Source organism: Colwellia sp. 12G3 (genome assembly GCF_002836775.1).
Lineage (GTDB): Bacteria > Pseudomonadota > Gammaproteobacteria > Enterobacterales > Alteromonadaceae > Colwellia.
Window position 1 is genome coordinate 38,178 of the sequence record NZ_PJAQ01000005.1, and the last position, 21,403, is coordinate 59,580.

General features: G+C 38.5%; 14 protein-coding genes. 5 read left to right on the top strand and 9 right to left on the bottom strand.

Translation table 11 applies throughout. From position 1 onward, the window contains the following. Positions 1 to 36: 36 nt before the first annotated feature. From msbA to CXF71_RS01675, 4 genes are read right to left on the bottom strand one after another with little or no spacing between them, the layout of a single operon-like run. The gene (gene msbA / locus CXF71_RS01660; RefSeq protein ID WP_101231259.1) at positions 37 to 1,791 is read right to left on the bottom strand and encodes a lipid A export permease/ATP-binding protein MsbA; all 1,755 of its coding nucleotides are present in this window, start codon (positions 1,789 to 1,791) and stop codon (positions 37 to 39) included. Positions 1,792 to 1,796: 5 nt separating this feature from the next. Next, positions 1,797 to 2,729 carry a lysophospholipid acyltransferase family protein gene (locus tag CXF71_RS01665; protein ID WP_101231260.1) on the bottom strand — a complete coding sequence of 311 codons (933 nt, stop codon included), beginning with the start codon at positions 2,727 to 2,729 and terminating at the stop codon, positions 1,797 to 1,799. Next, positions 2,719 to 2,949: a hypothetical protein gene (locus CXF71_RS01670; protein ID WP_101231261.1), complete on the bottom strand. Its 231-nt coding sequence runs from the start codon at positions 2,947 to 2,949 to the stop codon at positions 2,719 to 2,721. The genes CXF71_RS01665 and CXF71_RS01670 overlap by 11 nt, the downstream gene beginning before the upstream one ends. A 60-nt stretch (positions 2,950 to 3,009) precedes the next feature. Beyond that, positions 3,010 to 4,713: an AMP-binding protein gene (locus tag CXF71_RS01675; RefSeq protein ID WP_198559802.1), complete on the bottom strand. Its 1,704-nt coding sequence runs from the start codon at positions 4,711 to 4,713 to the stop codon at positions 3,010 to 3,012. Between the two features lie 288 nt (positions 4,714 to 5,001). On the opposite strand from CXF71_RS01675, the gene recC reads away from it, so the two are divergent. The 4 genes from recC to CXF71_RS01695 all read left to right on the top strand — a co-directional run bounded on the left by recC (position 5,002) and on the right by CXF71_RS01695 (position 15,516). Then, the gene (gene recC, locus CXF71_RS01680) at positions 5,002 to 8,667 is read left to right on the top strand and encodes an exodeoxyribonuclease V subunit gamma (protein ID WP_101231263.1); all 3,666 of its coding nucleotides are present in this window, start codon (positions 5,002 to 5,004) and stop codon (positions 8,665 to 8,667) included. After that, complete coding sequence (locus tag CXF71_RS01685) at positions 8,667 to 12,632, top strand: UvrD-helicase domain-containing protein (protein WP_101231264.1); 3,966 nt, start codon at positions 8,667 to 8,669, stop codon at positions 12,630 to 12,632. Before recC ends, CXF71_RS01685 begins: the two co-directional genes overlap by 1 nt. Position 12,633: 1 nt before the next feature. Beyond that, positions 12,634 to 14,871: an exodeoxyribonuclease V subunit alpha gene (gene recD / locus CXF71_RS01690; protein WP_101231265.1), complete on the top strand. Its 2,238-nt coding sequence runs from the start codon at positions 12,634 to 12,636 to the stop codon at positions 14,869 to 14,871. An 84-nt stretch (positions 14,872 to 14,955) separates the two neighbouring features. Next, positions 14,956 to 15,516: a DUF3087 family protein gene (locus CXF71_RS01695; protein ID WP_101231266.1), complete on the top strand. Its 561-nt coding sequence runs from the start codon at positions 14,956 to 14,958 to the stop codon at positions 15,514 to 15,516. Between the two features lie 290 nt (positions 15,517 to 15,806). Here CXF71_RS01695 and infA read toward each other — a convergent pair whose 3' ends face one another. From infA to ald, 5 genes are all read right to left on the bottom strand, one after another. After that, positions 15,807 to 16,025: a translation initiation factor IF-1 gene (infA, locus tag CXF71_RS01700; protein WP_011043571.1), complete on the bottom strand. Its 219-nt coding sequence runs from the start codon at positions 16,023 to 16,025 to the stop codon at positions 15,807 to 15,809. 469 nt (positions 16,026 to 16,494) lie between these two features. Further along, entirely contained in the window at positions 16,495 to 17,229 is a 735-nt protein-coding gene (locus tag CXF71_RS01705) for an arginyltransferase (RefSeq protein ID WP_101231267.1), read from the bottom strand. Between the two features lie 86 nt (positions 17,230 to 17,315). Continuing rightward, the gene (aat, locus tag CXF71_RS01710; protein WP_101231268.1) at positions 17,316 to 18,047 is read right to left on the bottom strand and encodes a leucyl/phenylalanyl-tRNA--protein transferase; all 732 of its coding nucleotides are present in this window, start codon (positions 18,045 to 18,047) and stop codon (positions 17,316 to 17,318) included. Between the two features lie 66 nt (positions 18,048 to 18,113). Beyond that, positions 18,114 to 19,061, bottom strand: a complete 948-nt coding sequence (gene trxB, locus CXF71_RS01715) for a thioredoxin-disulfide reductase (RefSeq protein ID WP_101231269.1) — start codon at positions 19,059 to 19,061, stop codon at positions 18,114 to 18,116. 225 nt (positions 19,062 to 19,286) lie between these two features. Then, on the bottom strand, positions 19,287 to 20,405 hold the full coding sequence (ald, locus tag CXF71_RS01720; RefSeq protein WP_101231270.1) for an alanine dehydrogenase: 1,119 nt from the start codon (positions 20,403 to 20,405) through the stop codon (positions 19,287 to 19,289). Between the two features lie 167 nt (positions 20,406 to 20,572). Between ald and lrp the strand changes: the two genes are divergently transcribed. Then, the gene (lrp, locus tag CXF71_RS01725) at positions 20,573 to 21,049 is read left to right on the top strand and encodes a leucine-responsive transcriptional regulator Lrp (RefSeq protein ID WP_101231271.1); all 477 of its coding nucleotides are present in this window, start codon (positions 20,573 to 20,575) and stop codon (positions 21,047 to 21,049) included. The last annotated feature ends 354 nt before the right edge of the window (positions 21,050 to 21,403 follow it).

The following is a 21,403-nucleotide window of genomic DNA, read 5'->3' on the forward strand; positions in this document are numbered from 1 at the left end:
TTAGCAAATCCATCAGTTTGGCAAGAGTTCACCCCGTTATTGACCGTGATAAAGCGCTTGATAATAACCACCTTTAGCGAGTAAGGATTGATGGTTTCCTTGTTCTACCAATTGACCTTTATTGATGACAATGATTTCATCAACATGCTCAATACTCGATAATTTATGGGCAATAATTAGAACCGTTTTATTTTGGGTCAAACGTGTTAAAGCTTGTTGGATATATTTTTCACTGTGGTTATCTAAGGCCGATGTTGCTTCATCTAATATGATAATACTGGCATCTCGCAAAATCGCACGGGCAATGGCGATACGCTGCCTTTGTCCTCCTGATAAGTTTCGACCATTTTCTCCTACTTCTGTATTTAAGCCCAAGGGTAGCTCTTTGGCAAAGGCCATAACATTAGCATTTATCGCCGCTTTTTGGAGCTCTTCGTCTGTCACTGAGCGGTTACAACCAAAGCTAATGTTATTTGCTAACGTATCATCTATTAATACGATGTCTTGTGATACAAAGGCAAACTGAGCCCTTAGTGAGCTTAATTTATAGTCTTCAATGGCAATATCATTGATAAAAACACTTTGCTTGGGCGATTGGTACAAACGTAGTAGTAAACGAGCTAAGGTACTTTTACCGCTGCCTGACTCACCAACAAACGCAATACTTGTTCCGCCCTTAATATTCATTGAAAATTGGGCAATAGCGGGCTGTGTTTTACCTAGATAACTGAAAGATAAGTTTTTAAACGTTATCTTCCTACACAGTTTTGATAAGTATTGTTTACCGGTATCCTCTTCTTCGCGTTCATCTAAAAAACTAAATAAGCTATTCGCGGCTATTAAACCTTTTTGTAATTGTTGATTAATATTACTGAGTTGTTTTAGTGGCTTAAGCAGTGAACCCATAGCTATTAATATTAGGGTAAAACTGCCAGGAGTGAGTTGGTTTAATACTTGGTCGATGCTGGCGAGTAATAACACTGCAGCAATAGCGAAAGAAGCAATAAGCTGAATTACCGGGTTACTCAATGCAGTTGTTGCCTGAAGTTTCATATTTTGTTGGCGGTTATGGTTATTTATTTTATCAAATTGTGCGCTGATTTGTGTTCTCGTATCGAGTAACACGATTTCTTGTTGATTTAAAATGGCTTGCTCTGTTTTATTACTGACTTGCCCCATACTGCTTTGTAGATTTTGGCTAATATTTTTGAATCGCTTAGAAACCTTAGTAATTATTAACGCAATAAGGGGTACTATAAATAAAAATATTGCCGTTAATTGCCAACTGTTGTAAACCATCATAGAAAATAAGACGAGGATGATTACCGACTCTCTAATGGCAATAACTACCGCACTTGAAAAGGCTTGTGATAGTTGCTCAGTATCATAAATTATTTTTGAAATAAGGCTGCCGCGATTGTTCTGATCAAAATATGATCGCGGTAAAAATAATAATTTTTCAAAAGCTTGTTGTCGGATCTGATAAGTCACTTTACTACTGATATAAGCAATAGCGTAACTTGAGGTGAAACTTGCAATACCGCGCAGGAAAAATATACCAATAACGAATAACGCCCCTAATTGCAGAGTACTGCTATCTGCTTTACCTAACCCTTGATCAATCAAAGGTTTGACAAAATAAATCATACCCGCATCAACTAAACTAAACAGGCAAAGCCCAGCTAAAGCAACCAATATTAGCTTTTTATATACTCGATAGTAAGAGAATAGTCGAGAGTATAAATTCGCGCTGGCTATCGATTTTTCTGTGGTAGTGTTGTCGTGTGTCATGGGGATTATTTTTTCCAACGGTTATATGACCAATACCATTGATTAGGGTATTGTCTGATTATGTGTTCAAAGCGTTGGTAAATATTTGACATTAGTTGTTCAACAGTTACTTCAGCCTTTTGCTCTGATGAATGTTCAGATAAGTTTGTATCAGTCTGTTTTTGATTCACGTAGAGGGTTTCGAAAAAAACTTGTACATGCCCATCACCTTGATAAATAGCGTAGGCGAGTAATAGAGGTTTTCTATTCATTTTTGCCAATAGGACAATACCAGCAGGGGCTTTGGTTTTTTTCCCAAAGAAGGTTACGTCTGTTTGGTTAGCATAAAGATCACAGTGCAAAGAGATATAAGCGTTACTGGCCGACTCTTTTAATAACTCACTAAAGGCATTGGTTGATTTTTTATTGATAGCGGTAATATTCGCAGCAGAATAAAAATCCATTGAGTCTGCTATAAAGCTCGGTATATTGGTTAACGTGACCGACTGGTTCGAAAATTTTGCTATCGCTAATGGCACGGCTTCATAACAGCCCATATGCATAGTCGCAATACAAGCGCCTTCACCTGATTGTAAAATTCGTAAGGTATCCTCGTCGCAAAAGATTTCGGGTTCAATCTCAGCAAGCCAAAAAGATTCCACCACGCCAAACGCACAATTACCATAAGCATCGAAAGCTAAATCTGAGACTTCTTTTAAACTAAGCTCTGGCATGGCGTTGGCAATATTCTTTATTGCTCTTAATCGCGTTTTTTTAGCAAAATATAATAGTGTCTTACCAATATTTTTGATCAGCGTTTTACGCTTAGTTCTCGTTAACTGTGTTAAACCACTGATTATCAATTTGATTAGCTTACTCAGTGACTTTTGTTTTATCGACCTTAGTTGCTCACTTGCCCAAACGTTAGTGTTAGACCTGTCTGAACGCTTAACTTTCATGGTGATATTCAACCCAACTAATAAACTGATCTATTTGTTTTAGGTTGCCCGATAACGCTTGTTCAAAAGGTAATCTAAGATTGAATTTCTGCTCAAGTTCAAGTATTAACATCATAAAATCAAATGACTTGATCGTGTTTAGTAAATGGTCCGATAAATCAGTTGATTGGTTATGGGTTTTTTCTTCGATGAACTGAATAATGCTTTGCTGAATTAACACGGTGTAGCCTCTTTTGAATAAATTTTCTTATTGATTCTTTTGAACTTACTGGCTGTAGTTTTAGCTTAGGACAGTCGTTTTATTGTCATTTTTAAGCAGGGATTTAATTTCTACCTTTCCGCTGAGATTACGGGGTAAATATGGGTAGAGATTAAATTCATCAGGCACCATATAAGCCGGTAAGTGCTGTAAACAATGCTTCCTTAATGCACTTATCATCTGCTGCTCGCTATCATCTGAATGAAACGAATGGCTTTGCTCTAGGGCGTTTTCTATGAAGGCTATAATTTTGGTGTTACCCGTGGGCTCAGTTTGCGCTGATACAACACACCAGGTTATATCGGTGGAAAAATTAACAATAGCCGCTTCAATTTCTGCCGCTTCAACTCGATGGCCAGAAACTTTAAATTGATGATCATTTCGGCCATGAAAAACAATATTTTTTTGCTCGTCATAATAAACAATATCTCCCGTTCGATAGTAGCGATTGACAGCACTTTCCATGGTTGTGTTTAAGGTGATAAACGCTTTTATTGTTTTTTCTTCATCTTGAAAATATTCATCAACAAGCTGATCACCTGACAGGTATAACTCGGCTAAGGTATTGGCTGTGGTGATGGTGTTGTTATCGTTAACTAATATGGCTGATAATCCAGGTAAAGCCTTACCAATAGGTACAGATGCTGATGTGATGGCGTGATTTTTGTTCAATTCATAATAAGTTGCAGTAATGGTGCACTCAGTCGGGCCGTAAATATTTAGTACGCGGCTATGATGGGCACATTGTTGCCATTTTAGCGCTTGGCTGGTTAATAACTTTTCACCACCAAAGCAGCTAACTCTTAGATGTGGTAGCAGTTGTGGTTTGAGTAAACTGAATTTATCCATAAAAGACAGGATAGAAGCGACACCGGAAAAGACTGTTAATTTGTTGTGTTTAATAAAGGACAGTGGACACATGAGTTGCTCGCTGGGAATAACGTACAGCGCAGCACCCTTGCTCCAACAACTAAACATATCATGTACCGAGAGGTCAAAAGAAAGTTCAAAAAACTGACTTACTTTGTCGGTGGCTTGCAACTGTAATAGTTCATCGAGTCGAGCAAGGTGATTAACAATATTGCTATGACTGACCGCAATACCTTTTGGCGTTCCTGTACTACCAGAAGTAAATAAGATATAAGCATAACGATTTACTGTTTTTAATTTACGTTCAGCGGCATCTAATTCAGTTGCTATCGAGCTGCTATCCTCTGTTGATAAAGTAAGGGTAACGGGCGTTGATTCATTAATGTCTTCAATCTTAACGCACGTATGATGGCTGTTATTAATTAACCACTCAGGGGTATCACGGCCTAAATAAATCACAAGTAAAGCTTGTTTCGTTAAGTGCAATAATGCCGTTGGATCTTCATGTTGAGCAACAAGTAATACTCGGCAATTTATTTGTGACAGTACCTTGGAACTGCGAGAGGCTGGTTGCTTGGTATTGAGTGGAACATAGGCGTTATTTGTGCTCAGAATCGCTAATATTCCGGCATACATTTGCCATTGTCGCCCACCATAAATTGCAACAGGACTTTGTTCCTTATTAAAGTGAGCAATATAACTCCCCCATCGTTGACACAATTGAAATAGCGCTTGATAGGTAAATGTTTTTGCCTGTGTATGATTGCTTTTGGCGCTGCTACCTTCGGTATACAGTGCGGTATTATGAGGAAACTTACGTACAGTATTTAAAAAACTTGCTTGATATAAATTCATAATTTTCATTGCTGAACGGATTAGATGAAAATAAATTTAACTAAATTAAGTCTCGATTTCAGTATGGGTAGTGTCGACAAACTGTCGGAATGATGTCTATATTTGTTAAAAATTGTAATTTATAGCTAAAAGTCAGCAGGGGATTTGTGTTATATATGATTAATTTAACTCGTATTCTTTAATGTCTTATGGTTAAATTTATCTGGTTTTTTATATCAATGTATTACGCCATTAATTTTCCTGTTATTAGGGAATACTCATCTGTTACCAACCCATTAAGGCATCATCTTGATCCATCTTTATCCGGCCAACAAAATGGAAAATTTGTTGCTTTTGCTCAACAAAATTTCACAGCTTTCTCCTCTAGGTGTATTCAATCAAGAAGTCATTGTGGTGCAAAATGCTGGTATGCAGCATTGGCTTAATTTAGCTATTGCTAAAGAACGTGGTATTAGCATGAATATGCGTTACGCGTTACCAGCTCAATTTTTGTGGAAGTTAATCAGGTCGCTTGCTAGCGATGATAAAGTACCCGATCAGTCACCTTACTCAAGAGAGGTGCTTTGTTGGCGTATTCATGAAATATTAGCACGCAATTCAGTCGTTAAAGATACTGATTTTAGCCAAGCTACTCATTATTGGCGTGGTGACGTAGTGGCAAGCGAAGGTGATGAAAACACCTATCATGAAAGTAAACATGCCCAGTTAAAACGCTATCAATTAGCAACACAATTAGCCGATCTATATGAACAGTATTTGATATTTAGACCGCAGTGGTTAGACAACTGGGAAAAAGGTAATTTTGAACTTAAAGGGTTAGAAAATATTTCAACCAGCGAGCATAAATGGCAAGGTAAATTATGGTGTTTGTTAATTGAACAGTTAGCGTATAACCCGGTTGAATTGCTTAATGATGCAATTGCCAATATAAAAAACAAAAAAGAGCTTATTCCGCCGCGCATTAGTTTCTTTGGTCTTAATACCATGGCGCCGATGTGGTTAAATTTTCTTAATGCCTTAAGTGAACATGTTGAAGTACACTTTTTTCACCTTAATCCTTGTTTCTCTTATTGGGGCGATATTCGTACCGAGAAACAAGAAGTCAAAGAAAAACATGCTTTAAATAAGTTATCTAAATGGTCTGATGGTGTCGACGATGTACAAAGCTTTGTTGGTAATCCGCTCTTGGCGAATTTAGGCCAGCAAGGGCGCGAATTTATCTCAATATTACAAGATTACAGTACCATTGATGTTGAATTATTTGAGCAAGCTAAAAGCGGCCAATCAGTAAATGACTATGGCGAACTAATTGGCGGCGACTTAATTACCGGTGAAGTAAGCAGTGTTTTACATCATCTACAAAATGATATTCTTGAACTGTCTGACGCAAGAGTTCCCACTGTTGATGCTGCTAACCCTAAAGAAGCACAGCATGATGATTCAATTATTATCACCAGTTGTCATAGTGCTTTACGGGAAGTTCAAGCGCTACATGACTATCTATTGCATCAATTTAATCAAGATAAAAGTCTAACACCGAAAGACATCTTGGTTATGTGTCCACAAATTGAAGAGTATGCCCCTTATGTCAATGCAGTATTTACCCGTGGCTGGCAAGATATAGCCGGTGAAGTACCGCCGCTACCTTGTTCTATTGCTGATCGCAGTGCAAAAGATAGTGACCCTTTAGTGGCAGCTTTTACTGAATTACTGACCTTACCTGATAGCCGATTTGGTGTATCACAATTGTTGTCATTTTTACGTTTACCTGCCATGGCGCATAACTTTGCTATTAACTCAGAAGACCTTGCTAAAATTTCTGCTTGGCTGGAACAAGCTACAGTCCACTGGGGCTTAGACTTAACCCATAAACAATCATTGTTAGGAGAGCAAGCAAACGCTTCTTTTACTTGGCAACAAGGCTTGTCACGCTTACTGCGTGGTTTTGCTTATGCAGATAGCGAGCAGGTTTATCAAGAGCAATTGTTATTAAGTAATGTTGAAGGCAGTGATGGCGTTTTACTCGGCCAGTTAATGCTATTTATCGAACAATTACATTATTTTAGTGAAAACCTACAACGATCGCGCACTGCAGTTCAATGGCAGAGCTTTTTACTTGAGCAATTAGGGTATTTATTTAGCCGAGTTGATGCGGACAACGTCAGTAATGAAAATAGCCTGATGGTGATTGAACAAGCGATTTCCGGTCTAGTTGAACATTGTCATCATGCACATTTTGACGATGATATTTCCCTATTAATTATTGTTGATTATTTATCACAGCATTTTAGTCAGGGTGATGCCAGTAAGCAGTTTATGGTAGGGCAAGTAACCTTTTGCTCTATGTTACCTATGCGTAGTATCCCTTTTAAAGTCATAGCGGTGCTTGGTTTGAATGATGGACAATTTCCTCGTCAACGCCAAGCGTTAGGGTTTGATTTAATGTCGCTATCTAAAGCTGAATTAGGAGACAGATCACGCCGTGGTGATGACCGATATTTATTTCTTGAAGCAATTATCTCAGCAAGAGATTCGTTATATCTGAGCTATCAAGGCCGAAATATCAAGAATAACAAACAAAAAGAACCCTCACTGGTTGTAAAAGAGCTAATGGAATACTTAGCACAAGGTTATGGTTGGCAGTTTACTGAAGAGACCGATGAAAGTGATGCAGAGCAACAGAAATCAGCTATCTATCAGTTAGCTATGCAAGCGTTTAGTCCGAAAAACTATCAAGGTAAATGGCCAAGTTTCGATGCTAACTGGTTAGCATTAGGGCAAGGTCCAGCGGACACTATTGAAAATGATCTGGATATGAATTTAGAAGCATCCCAAGTAGTGATGCAAAGTGAAGAGAAAACGAATGAAGTGAGTTTATCTTGCCAGCAATTAATACGTTTTTATCAGCATCCGGCGAAGATGTTCGCGCAACAGCAGCTTAATTTATATTTTGATAATAACAATACAGTACTTGAAGATGTTGAGCCCTTTAGCGTTAATCACTTGCAAAGCTATTTATTGCGACAAGACTTACTCAGTGCGGCATTAACTGGAACAATCGATACTCAGTCATATAAAGATGAGTCTGAGCAAGTATTAACCCGTGCACAGTTATCAGGTAAGTTTCCAGATCTACCTACAACGTCAACGCTGTTTACTGATTACCAGCATGATGTGCAACTATTTAGCGAAGAAATCAATAAGCTTAGCTGTGAAAATCCAGAACTTATTGACTGCAACATAGTGCTTAATATCGATGGTAATAGTATCGACGATGCTAGCATTGGCGGACTTAGCGCTAAAAAAATCAAGGTTTTGCTGAATACCAAATTAGCGGTTAAGAATAACTTGTTAGTGCACTATCGTAGTTCAAGCGCCAAAGCCAAAGACAAGTTCATCATGTATTTTCAACAGCTTGTTTTACAGGTATGGCAAGATCAAGTTATTGCCAATGAAGTGAACACGTCTAATACAATAAGTACCGATGAACACGCAGATAAACTGCAGCAAGTAACCGAGACTATCGGTTTGTATTTTAATACTAAAGCGCAAAAAGTAGAACAATTCACTGTGGCAAATATACCCGATGCCAAATCAAAACTTATTAACCTCATTAAGCTATTTTTTAAAGGGCAACAGCAAGTATTGTTGCTAAACGGAGAATTAGCAGAGCAGGTTTTTACTAAAAAACGTGGCCAACTCGTTGAAATGACACAAGCACGTTTTGAAGGTTTGTGGTTAGGTGATATGAGTACACGTGGATTAAGCGATGATGATTACCTGAGTTATTTCTGGCCTGAGTGTCCGCAGTATTATAATCACCAAGCGGACCTTGAGTTTGTCTATCAAGACTTATATCAAGTCGTCACTAAAAAAGCAGCCAAGCCGGCAGCTAAAAAGGCGACTACAAGTACTGCTAAGCTATCTACTACTGTTAGCAAGGAGGCTAAATAATGACTGATACGACACTAGCGCCGAATACAAAGACGACTTCTGATGCAATTGAATTAAAAAACTTAGATGCCGCGACTATTCAATTAAATGGCAAACATCTTATTGAAGCCAGTGCTGGCACCGGAAAAACCTATAATATTACCCGTATCTACTTACGTTTACTGCTTGAACGCGAATTAACGGTAGAACAAATTTTATTGATGACGTTCACCAAAGATGCCACGCAAGAGCTACGAGGCCGTATTGATAGCTTTATTCGCTTAGCCCTTAGTGATTGGGATAGCTTGTGTGAGCAAGACGCCTACTTTGCTACACTTGATAAGCGTATTAACAAACCTCAGCGAGAATTTCTTTTAAAACGTGCATTACTGTTTTTAGATGAAGCTGCCATCTTTACTATTCATGGTTTCTGTCAGCGAGTATTAAACCAATATGCCTTTACCAGTGGTTTACCGTTCAATGCCAATATGGCTGCCAATTCGTCTGAAATAACTCTGCAAGTTTGTCAAGATTGGTATCGCAGTTTAGCCAAGTCAGACGATGAAAGTTTTATGTTGCTTGCTAGTTTTTGGGCGACACCTGACAGCTTTGTCTCTAGCTTTAGTAAAGCGATAGGACACACCAGTGTTTTGTCTGTGGTTGATGTGGAAAGTATTGAAGCGGAGTTTATTGCACTAGTTCGTCTTGCCTCGCAAACGTTAAGTACCAACAGTGATCTATTTGAAAACGCCTTAATATTAGTTAAAAAGGGCGCAGATCAAGAGAAGAGACGTGACGAGCTATTGCAATTAACCGCTTGGCTTGAAAGCATTATCAGCAAAGAATTATCACTGCTTGATGTTGGCCAGGGTAAGGTCAAAATGCCGGATGGCTTTTTTGATGGTAAACGTTATGCCAGATCGACTTTTAAAGCAGATTTACTTGAAGCGTTCGCCCCGGTTAAAGAAGTTAAAGAGCAAGTTAAAAAAATAGCGACCAACATTAATAAAGCTAAAGCGTACGGCATTGTTAAGTCGGGTATTTATACTATTCGACAACAAGTGATTGAACAGAAAAAAGCGCTAAACTTATTAGACTTTGACGATCTTATTAATACCTTAGCCAATTGTCTTAACGCTGACATGTTAAAAGGTAGTAGCTCGAGCGATGAAACTTCAAACGAAGACTTTTCCAGCGACGAAAACTCAGGTGATGAAAATTCGAACCTTCTAGCACAGCAGTTACTCGCTCAATATCCAGTCGCCTTAATTGATGAGTTTCAAGATACCGATCCAAAGCAATTTGGCATTTTACAGTCGATTTATTATGGTGAGAATGCTAAAAAAGCAAAGGCGGGTTTATTCCTCATTGGCGATCCAAAACAAGCTATTTATGGCTTTCGTGGCGGTGATATATTTGCCTATTTAAATGCCCGTAGTGGCTGTGACTACCATTGGTTGATGGATACAAATTGGCGTTCATCACCTGAAATGATTGCAGGTTACAATCAATTTTTTACCTATAAGCGTAATGAGTCTTTGGTTGAAGAGTCAGCTACACAGCAATCTACACAAAAAAGTGAGAGTGTCTTTGGTTTTGGTATTCCATATTTACCCGTATTAGCTGGTAAAGGACTAGCGGGGAAAAAAGCCCAAGCCATTGATGAACCAGTTATCGCAGACAGTGATAAAGCGCTGCAATTTATCCATTTCACAGATCATGAAAATGCCGACGATGATACTAACCCAAAAGGTGACAAAGTGAGTCAAGGTAGTCGTCCTATGTTGGCTAACTGGTGTGCTAATGAGATTGTTACCTTATTGTCATCTAGAGAGACTGCAAAAGATGCGTCAGCTAAAGTAAAACCAAAAGACATCGCGATACTTGTCAGAGATGGCGCAGAAGCGCGAGATATAAAACATGCCTTGCAACAAGCAGGACTTGACAGTGTGTTTCTATCAGATCGAGCCAATTTATTTCATTCCGAGCAAGCTAAACAGTTATTGGGCTTACTTAAAGGGGTATTATTACCAGAGAATGAGCGATTATTTGTCGCAGCGCTGTCCTGTGGGTTATTAGGCTTTGATGCGAATAAACTCCATAAATTACAACAAGATGAGTTGGCTTATCAAACGTTGAAATTTGCTTTTGTCGATTATCGAACTCAGTGGCAACGACAAGGTTTTATCACCATGGCCATTAATCTGATGCACAATCTACTTGATGTTCCTCAGAATAATAAAGATCGTTGTTTGACCAATGTGCTGCATTTATTTGAAATTTTACAAGCGGCGAGTGTTCGATTAAGCCAAGGGCAAGAACTGTTACATTGGTTTGAACAGCAATGCCATTTAGAAACCAATGATGTTGAAGCTGAGCTACGTTTAGAGAGTGACGGCGACCTTATCCGTTTGATAACTCAACATGGTTGTAAAGGTCTTGAATTCCCTTATGTCTTCATTCCCTTTGCCTGTCGTCATAAAGATCCGCTTAAGTTTGGCAATAAGTCAGTAAGTTATCTGGAATATCATGATAAAAATGGGGATTTATGTTTGAGTCTTGATGGCTCAAAAGAAGCTAAAACAGCGATGAGCAATGAGGCCTATGCTGAAAGTATTCGTTTGCTGTATGTTGCAATTACCAGAGCGGAGCGACGATGTTATGTATTGTGTTGCTCTTTTGATAACTATCATTTATCGCCTTTAGGTAAAACACTGCAGTTTCAAGAGCAAGAGAGCATCATTAAACCGTTACAAGCACTGAGAAAAAGTGCTGAGCATGCCATAGGCATTCGTGAAGTAGCACTGGAATGTTACCTTGATGAAGACAGTGATGATAAAGCTGAGCTGAATCAGTTAAATAAAACTAAACAAGATTTAACTGATACAGCGGTCAGTAAATTCATAGGTAAAATAGAGCGAGATTGGTGGTTAAGTTCATTCTCAGCCTTAAGTCGTAATATTCGCCATGCCGGAGTTTCTAATCCTGACAGAGATACGGATACGGCAAGTGCCCAAATAGCAACATTACCTGTGACCGAGATAAACATTGCGTCTAATAGCGAGCAGATTTGCTTTAAATTAACCAAAGGTGCTCATACGGGTAACTTATTACACGATATTTTAGAACAAACTGATTTTTGTACGCCAGACTGGCAAGAAAGTATGCAAAAGCCCTTGTTAGCCTATGGCGAACTCAATGGCAATAATACGAATACTGGTAGTAAAGGTACTTCATTCATTGCGGATGATTTAATTGATTGGCTAGAAGAAGTGCTTAGCGCGCCTTTTATTGCCAATAACAAGAGCGATAACAAGAAGGATAACAACACCTCGAACAATATTGATAATGACGCCTTGGGATGTCTTGCAGACCTTGCTAGCAATAAAACCTTACGTGAAAGTGAATTCTATTTTCCTATGCAAGGCGGGGGCACGAGTGCATTAGCTAATTTGCTAACCGATCACCGAAATAGTGCCGAGCGCAATAATACTGAGGGGAAAGGCACATCGTTAAGGTATCCAGTAATGTTGCCTAGCTACAAGAAACTATCCGGTATGATGCATGGTTTTATCGATTTAATCTTTGAGTATCAAGGGAAATATTACCTATGTGATTATAAATCAAGCCACTTAGGGGATAACTTTCAAGATTATCAGTTTGATGCCTTGCTCGATAATGTTGAGAAAAATTATTATGACTTACAATATCTTATATATTCATTGGCCTTGCATCGTTATTTAAAGCAAACGCTAGTGGACTATGATGTTAACCAGCATTTTGGTGGTGTGTATTACTTATACTTACGTGGTATGACGACAGATCCAGCGCATCAAGGGGCAGGGGTTTATTATCGAAAAATAACAGAGCAAGAAATCAACAATTTAGAGGCGTTATTTTCTGATAACAGCGCAGACCAGAAAAAAAGTAGTCAGCAAACAGCTTCTCAACAAACCGATAGTTTGAAAAATAGTGAGGAAGCGTAACATGGCTAATAATAACTATGGAGTAGTTAAGCAAGTGTACAGTCGTTTTAGCCAAGTAAAAGAAGTCATCCAAGGTGTTGAAGCCATTGATTATTTCTTTGCTAAAGAAATGCTCAGCGCGTTAACCCCTCAAACTAATGGCGAAACAAGCATAGAAGAAACTGCTGAGTCAGAAGCGGCGAGGAACAATCAGCGTAATTTATACCACGTATTCTTAGCGTTAAGTGCTAGCTTGCGCGCAGGTCACAGCTGTTTGCCACTGAGTGAGATTGCCGATCAACACTGGGGCAAAGGCTTTGCCATCACAACTAAAGAAAATAGTGATGACTTAAGTCAGGAACTCAGCCACGCTGGTTTTGTGTTTGCGCCCTTAGCACAACTTCATACACTATTTAGTAAGTTAAACATCCTAGCATCGGACCAACAGTTATTAGTGCTTGCGCATGATAATTTATACTTACGTCGTTATTTTCAGTTTGAAAGTGATTTGGGACAGGCTATAAACTCGCGTTTACGACAACAATGTCAGTATGATAACGACCACATTAGCCAGTGTATCGCCGCGCTTTTTCCAGATGAACTTGTTCAAGCAGCAGGTACAGACTTAGGAGCACGGGAAATTGATTGGCAGAAAGTGGCGGTAGCCAATGCTATTAATAAAAATTTTAGTGTTATTGCTGGCGGTCCAGGTACAGGTAAAACCTATACGGTTACTAAATTATTAGCTGCGTTGCTTATGTTAGAACAGTCAAAGTCAGAGCAGCAAAGTGATCAACCAAAAGCGCAGGGTAAACCGATTCTCAATATTGCCCTTGTTGCACCTACGGGTAAAGCAGCACAACGTTTGTCAGAATCCATCGTTAATGCGGTTTCTGGTTTTAAAAACTTAATTGATGAGAAAGTCCTCGCCCAAATCCCTACACAAGCACAAACCCTGCACCGTTTGTTAGGTGTATTACCCAATTCACCTAATTTCAGGCACCATGAAGATAATCTATTGGCCTATGATATTGTGCTGATTGATGAAGTGTCTATGGTCGACTTACCCTTAATGACTCGAGTATTTCGAGCGTTAAAAAAGACGGCGAAAGTCATATTATTAGGTGATGCCGATCAACTGCCTTCTGTCGCCGCAGGCAGTGTTTTAGCTGATATAGCACCACGACCACACGGTGGCTTTAGTGTTGATAATGAAAAATATTTAACACAAGTTTGTCAACTCAACGCGGATCAACTTAATAATTACTTCGTTAGTACTCATTTAAGTAATCAACCAAGTAATCAACCAAGTAATCAACCAAGTAATCAGAATAATCAAAGTATTGAATCTAGCTTTGACTATTTATCTTTTCTCGTTAAATCAAGACGCTTTGACGGTAAGGGTGGTATAGGTTTAATAGCCAATAGTGTTATTCAAGGTGATGTTAAAAGTAGTTGGCAACTGTTGAATCAAGCACAGCAAACGCCCCAATCTGCTCAGTTATCACTTGCCCAAGGTGAACTTTCTACTTGGTTAGCGCCGTTAGTGAAACAATATTATCAACCGATTGAGTATTGTGCTGATGTGAGAGATGCTTTTGCCTTGTTATCACAGTTTAGAGTACTGTGTGCGACAAGGCAGGGAGAATACGGTGTTGAGAATGTTAATGAAGTGATTAAAGGTTATTTAGGGAAAAATAACGCACCATTTCAGCAAAACCAGCAAACGCTTTATCATGGTCAGCCGATTATGATAAATGAAAATGACTACCGCTTAGGTTTATACAATGGTGATATAGGTATTATCTGGCGAGTGGTTGATCAAGCAGGTAAAACACATCTGATGGCGTGTTTTGAAGATAGCTCTTCTCAAAATGAAACGGTTCAAAGTAAAGACATTGGCAGTGGAATACTTGAGCAGCGTGAGGCATCACAGCAAGCTATCAAACAGATACTGCCATCACGTTTACCTAAATTTGAAAGTGTTTATGCCATGACTATCCACAAAACTCAAGGTAGTGAGTTCTCTCATGTCGCTATGGTACTTTCGGCGACACAAAGTGCAACGCAAACCGGGCAACAAGAAAAACAGCAAAACGGCAGTAAGTTATTATCTCGAGAGTTACTCTATACAGGCATTACTCGGGCGAAAAAACAGCTGACCATAGCCGCTAATCAACGAATTTGGCAACAAGGTGTCACCGGGCAAGTTAAACGACATTCAGGCTTACATTTATATTCATATGACACGTCAAAATGATAAGATAGTGCTTTAGCACCCATTACATTTATTGTTACCTTTTTCTCTTTTTATTTAGGTTAAACCAAGGATTATAGTTATCTCATGCAATTGATTGATATAGATAAAGTACGTTATAGAAAACATTTAAATATTGTTATTGTAGGTTTTATTAGCTCTTTATTAGTACTGTCACTACTTTTTGGCACATTACTTATCAGCTTATTTTCAACGGCTGGTGATGTTAATGAGTTAATCAAAGTGGCTAGTGATGCAGTACAAGTTGAGCAAGACTCTAATTTTAGATATAACCTATTAGGTGTTGTACTAGCACTGTTAGCTAATGGCGCTATTTTACATAGTATTAAAAACAGTGCGTTTTTTACTGAAATTTATTATGTTTGGCGGATAAAGCAGTTACAAAACCTAGTCTATCGAAAACTCAAAAAGATCAAGTTGGCTGCTAAAGAGGGTGAAGAGAAAGCATTGATTATTTTATCTTTTTATTACCAAAGCCAACTGCAAATTTATAAGCTTGATGATAATACGATTACTTTAGAAACGATTGAAAAACATTTTCAAAACGTTAACGACACTATCGCTGAGCACGGCCTGACTATCAGCGCCGATCAATTCGAAAAAAGTTTGATAGCAACCTATAAATAATCAATGAAGAGAAAGCCTATAGCGCTGTCTCTGCTTTATCTTTAGGTTTCTTACTATGCTAAACATCATGCCCGCGGTGTTAATCGGGGATCCAAATTTGAATAGGGCTCTGGTCTAACAAGCGGTTAGCTAGGCACTGATATTTAAGACTACGACTAAGCTTGAAGTGATTCTTTAACTCATATTTCAGACAATAAAAAACCAGCATTCTAAAAGAGTTGCTGGTTTTTAGTATTATTGTTTCGACTTCTACAATTAATTAAAAAAGGAAGGCTAAGTCATTAACTGGCTTATCTAGCGCGGAAAATAATGCGACCTTTTGATAAGTCGTATGGCGTTAATTCAACCGTTACTTTATCGCCAGTTAAAATACGTATGTAGTTTTTACGCATTTTTCCAGAAATATGTGCAGTTACAACGTGGCCATTCTCAAGTTCAACTCGGAACATAGTGTTTGGTAAAGTATCTAAAACCGTACCTTGCATTTCAATATTTTCTTCTTTCGCCATGGGGCGCTAAACCTCTAATGTTGTGCAAATAACCATTAAATACCCCAGTATTGGTGATATCTCTTGGCAGATAAAAAAGCTGCGCGAATGATGCCTAATTGCTTGGCTAATGTAAAGGCTTGTGGCTATTTATTTAGCAATTTCATGCTTATTACTGGTGGGCTTGTTGTTAAATACCAATCGGAATAAATTATTCGTCGCTTAGCGAGGATTAAAAGGCTTAGAGGCAGGGCATGGATTGAAGAGAATGGTTATCAGGAGAATATCCCTAATGAGCTGAATCCATGCAGCGTCCTTGTCGAAATCTATAACGCAGAATGTAAGCCTTTACCTTTTATTCGGGACTCGCCCTACGGGAGTTCATTAGCAAACTGATAACATCACAAAAAGAAATAAAGATAGAATAACTATGCTTAACTCCTTTTGTTTGTTTTAAGCTCGCTAATGTAACTCTAAACTGACTAATAAGTTAATCTGCTTGGTATAATAGCCATTGACCACCAATAAAGCGTTCAAAGGGAAAATAACGGTCTTTATAATTCATCTTTTGGCATTCATCAATTTGATAACCCAAATATAAATAAGGTAAAGCCATTTGTTGGCAAAAACTAAGTTGGGTAAGAATTGAGAATATACCTAAACCACTTTTTTTATAGTCAGGATGATAAAAGGTATAAACAGCAGATAAGCCATTACTTAATACATCAGTTACAGCAACGCAGACGAGTACCTCTTCGTTGACTCCATTTTCTTCATCTACAGGTGCCCAAGTTTCAATAAACAGCTGTTTAGTTAGGTTACAGCTCAAGAAGCTTTCAAACTGCGCAAAAGAAGCCGGGTACATACTGCCGTCTTGATGCAAGGTGTTGATATAGTTTTCAAACAAAGGGTAATAGCTATCTTGTAACTGCGAAGATTGTTTCACAATAAGATGACTATTACGCTTCTTCGACCGTTTCTGGCTTTTAGAGGGGACAAAGTCATCAGTTAACACGCGAATGGATTGACAAGCATTGCAATTAGGACAGTTCGGTCGATAACTTTGCTCGCCACTGCGACGAAAACCTTGTGTCATCAACCAGGCATAACTTTCGCTGTTATGTAAACGTTCATCAACGGCAATCAACAAGCACTCTTGTTGTTCAGGTAAGTAATTACAGGGAAATATTTTGCTTACACCCAATGTATAGGAAGTATCACTCATTGATAATTTGCCAATTGCATATAACTCTTATGGTTAATTATAACTAAAATCATAAACTAAACCTAAATCGCCGCTTAAATTTAAACTTATATCGTTAATAAAGTTAATGATCGTGGTTGCCAGAAATTATCGGGCATTATCTTAGTTAGTGCATTTTGTTGTTTTTGAAGAAAAGTATCACGGCTTATTTCTTTAGCACCCATGTCTTCTAGAAAGGGGTTAAGTAATTGGCAATCAATAAAATGAATATCAGCCGTCTTAAGTAATTGACCCAAGGCGATAAGGGCAAACTTTGACGCATTACTTTGTTTATAGAACATCGACTCACCAGAAAAAAATCCATTAATGGCGACGCCATATAAACCACCGACTAATTCTTTATGACACTGCTCGTCTGTATGCCATATTTCAATAGAATGGGCGTAGCCTTGTTGATGTAACGTTAGGTAAGCAGTTTCCATCTCAGGCAGTATCCAGGTTTCATCACTGCGAAATGGTGCGTGGGCACATAACTGCGTAACTTGGCTAAAGGCTTGGTTTATCGTTATCTGATAAGGTGATTTGTTGATGGCTTTACGTAAAGTTCGATTTATACGTAATTCTTCAATGTCTATGATAGCTCTGGGATTGGGTGACCACCACATGAAGGGGTCATCATCGCTGAACCAAGGAAAGATGCCCTGACTGTAAGCCGTTATTAATCGCTCTGGTGATAAATCACCACCCAGCGCTAATAAACCATTAGGCTCAGTGAGGGCATATTCTATCGGAGGAAAGGTCAAACTATTATCATCAAGTTGATATAAAATTTGACCCATTAATTTTCCTCTCAATAGTATTTATAATAACGTTATTGCATTGATACAACGACGTTAATGCAATGATTATAACGCGTCTAAATAGCGCTCTGAATCTAATGCAGCCATACAACCAGCACCAGCAGACGTGATTGCTTGACGATAAATATGATCAGCAACATCACCGGCAGCAAAAACACCTTCAACACTGGTTTGTGTTGCATTACCTTGCGTGCCACTTTGAATAGTTAAATAACCATCTTTCATATCAAGTTGGCCTTTAAAAATATCAGTGTTTGGCTTATGACCAATCGCGATAAATACACCTGATACTTCAAGCTCTTCAGTCGCATCTGAATTCATTTCTTTTAAACGCAGGCCAGTAACACCCATGTTATCACCCAATACTTCATCTAAAGTACGGTCAGTGTGTAAAATGATATTACCGTTAGCGACTTTCTCATATAAACGATCCGTTAATATTTTTTCACTACGGAAAGTATCACGACGGTGAATTAAATGAACTTCACTGGCAATGTTAGATAAATAAAGTGCTTCTTCAACGGCAGTATTACCACCACCAACAACCGCAACTTTCTGGTTTTTGTAAAAGAAACCGTCACAAGTAGCACAAGCTGAAACACCACGGCCCATAAAGGCTTCTTCAGATGGCAAACCAAGGTATTGTGCAGAAGCACCAGTACAAATAATTAGCGCGTCACAGGTGTATTCGCTGCTACCTTTTAATCTATAAGGCTTAGAAGAAAAATCTACTGAATCGATATGGTCGAAAATAATCTCAGTATCAAACTTCTCAGCGTGCTTTTGCATACGTTCCATTAATGCTGGACCTGTAAGATCATCAGCATCGCCTGGCCAGTTTTCTACTTCAGTAGTCGTGGTTAATTGTCCACCTTGTTGCATACCAGTGATCATTACTGGTTTTAAGTTTGCGCGGGCAGCATAAACAGCAGCAGTATAACCAGCAGGGCCTGAGCCTAAAATTAGAAGGGGACAGTGTCTTACGTCGCTCATGGGTTCTCCAAGAAAAATTGATTACTTTCAAATAGGTAATTTTTAATTACCTTACATTCATTAGTTGGGATGATAAGGAAATAAAGCAAGGGGGTAAATAGCTAGTTCGTTATAAGATAAACAAAACGGTAAATAAAAAAAACGCACTTGTGCTTAACTGTAAGCAAAAGTGCGCTATTGACTATAAAAAAGATATTTTTACAGTCGTGTCAATCGAGTGATACTTTATGCGTTTAAAGCAACACGTGGATCAACATATTCGTAACCTAGTACATCGGCAACTGGCTTGTAAGTGATTTTACCAGCAGCAACGTTTAAGCCTGCTAATAAATGTTCATCGTCCAATAATGCTTGCTTAGCACCTTTGTTTGCGATGGTAACAGCAAATGGCATTGTTGCATTTGTTAACGCCATCGTTGAAGTACGCGCTACGCCACCAGGCATGTTCGCTACACAATAATGTACAACACCGTCAACTACATAAGTTGGCTCTTGATGTGTGGTTGCTTTTGATGTTTCAAAACAGCCACCTTGGTCAATAGCAACATCAACAACAACAGCACCTTGCTTCATCATCTTGATGTGTTCTCTTGTTACTAACTTAGGTGCAGCAGCACCTGGAATTAATACCGCACCGATAACTAAATCAGCTTCAACTATTAACTGGTCCATCGCATCAGCAGTTGAGTAAACTGTTTTTAAACGGCCATCGAATTCAGTGTCTAATTGACGTAAACGCGGTAAAGAACGATCTAAAATAGTAACGTCTGCGCCCATGCCTACAGCCATACGTGCAGCTTGAGTACCAACAACACCACCACCAATAACTAATACTTTAGCGGGAGCAACACCTGGAACGCCACCTAATAAAGCACCTAAACCACCTTGTGCTTTTTCTAATGCGTGAGCACCCGCTTGAATAGACATACGGCCGGCAACTTCAGACATAGGCGCTAATAATGGTAAACCACCCGTCGCTGATGTTACTGTTTCATAAGCAATACATATTGCGCCAGAAGCAACTAATAATTCAGTTTGCTTAGGATCTGGTGCTAAATGTAAGTAAGTAAACAATATTTGACCTGGACGAAGCATATTACATTCAACAGGCTGAGGCTCTTTTACTTTGATGATCATATCTGCAGTAGCAAAGATTTCTGCAGCAGTATCAACTATTTTTGCACCAGCAGCGATATATTGCTCATTATCAAATCCAATGGCAGCACCGCCATTATTTTCAACAATCACTTCGTGACCATTTACTGATAACTCTTTAACACCTGCAGGTGTTAAGCCGATACGGTACTCGTGGTTTTTAATTTCTTTAGGTACACCAATAATCATATTTATCTCTCTTATATTTAACTTATTGTATTTAGTGCCGCTTCATAAATGAAGTGCTTTTTTTTAGATGTATCTAGTATATGGCTAAACTTCTAGAGTAACCTGTCGTTATTTTAAAAAAACCGATATATAATGCTAATAATGGTCAAAATAACAGAGTTATATAAATGAGTGTTAATAAAGTGATTGATCGTATTGATAAAAACATCCTTTTTGAACTTCAAAAAAATGGACGTTTATCGAATGTTGAGTTGTCTAAGCGAGTGGGTTTGAGTCCAACCCCTTGTTTAGAAAGAGTTAAGCGGTTGGAGAAAGGGCAATACATTACGGGTTACAAAGCTATTTTGAATCCACATAAACTTGACGCTGCTTTATTAGTGTTTGTTGAAATTACGTTGACAAAAACCAGTCCAGACGTTTTTGATGACTTTGCCAAAGCCGTTGATGAAATTGATGTCATTCAAGAATGCCACCTCGTTTCAGGAAATTTTGACTTTTTACTTAAAACTCGTGTTAAAGATATGTTGGCCTATCGAGAGCTACTCGGCGAGACCTTATTAAAGTTACCTTCGGTAAGTGACAGCAGAACCTATGTAGTAATGGATGAAGTAAAATCAACCAATTTACTTGCGATCAAACGTTAGGGTAAAGCATCTATACCCGTTCCACTTGAAGATGCAGGATTCAGCTGGAATTATAAACGCCTTTAGGCAAGGCGTTGATTGAAGCGAATAGTTATTATATTGTCGAAATTAATAACGCAGTATAAAGTGTTTATAAACCAGCCCTTCGGGGAAACGAGCATCTTCAAGTGGAGCGGGTATAGGTATCAATAACCAATTGACTAAAATAGTATTGTTAATTGGTTACACCCAACGGATAGTGTCTTGACGATACACACAGTCAATTATTTTTTAACTATAGGGATAACCTCGTGTTCTGAAGAGGTAGAAGCACTTTTGAGCTAATCAATTTACATAGCTGTATAAAAAAACATG

Excerpts from the sequence above, each read along its gene's own strand:
- msbA (WP_101231259.1), bottom strand. The coding sequence starts at position 1,791 with ATGACACACGACAACACTACCACAGAAAAATCGATAGCCAGCGCGAAT.
- CXF71_RS01665 (WP_101231260.1), bottom strand. The coding sequence starts at position 2,729 with ATGAAAGTTAAGCGTTCAGACAGGTCTAACACTAACGTTTGGGCAAGT.
- CXF71_RS01675 (WP_198559802.1), bottom strand. The coding sequence starts at position 4,713 with ATGAATTTATATCAAGCAAGTTTTTTAAATACTGTACGTAAGTTTCCT.
- CXF71_RS01685 (WP_101231264.1), top strand. The coding sequence starts at position 8,667 with ATGACTGATACGACACTAGCGCCGAATACAAAGACGACTTCTGATGCA.
- recD (WP_101231265.1), top strand. The coding sequence starts at position 12,634 with ATGGCTAATAATAACTATGGAGTAGTTAAGCAAGTGTACAGTCGTTTT.
- CXF71_RS01695 (WP_101231266.1), top strand. The coding sequence starts at position 14,956 with ATGCAATTGATTGATATAGATAAAGTACGTTATAGAAAACATTTAAAT.
- infA (WP_011043571.1), bottom strand. The coding sequence starts at position 16,025 with ATGGCGAAAGAAGAAAATATTGAAATGCAAGGTACGGTTTTAGATACT.
- CXF71_RS01705 (WP_101231267.1), bottom strand. The coding sequence starts at position 17,229 with ATGAGTGATACTTCCTATACATTGGGTGTAAGCAAAATATTTCCCTGT.
- aat (WP_101231268.1), bottom strand. The coding sequence starts at position 18,047 with ATGGGTCAAATTTTATATCAACTTGATGATAATAGTTTGACCTTTCCT.
- trxB (WP_101231269.1), bottom strand. The coding sequence starts at position 19,061 with ATGAGCGACGTAAGACACTGTCCCCTTCTAATTTTAGGCTCAGGCCCT.
- ald (WP_101231270.1), bottom strand. The coding sequence starts at position 20,405 with ATGATTATTGGTGTACCTAAAGAAATTAAAAACCACGAGTACCGTATC.
- lrp (WP_101231271.1), top strand. The coding sequence starts at position 20,573 with ATGAGTGTTAATAAAGTGATTGATCGTATTGATAAAAACATCCTTTTT.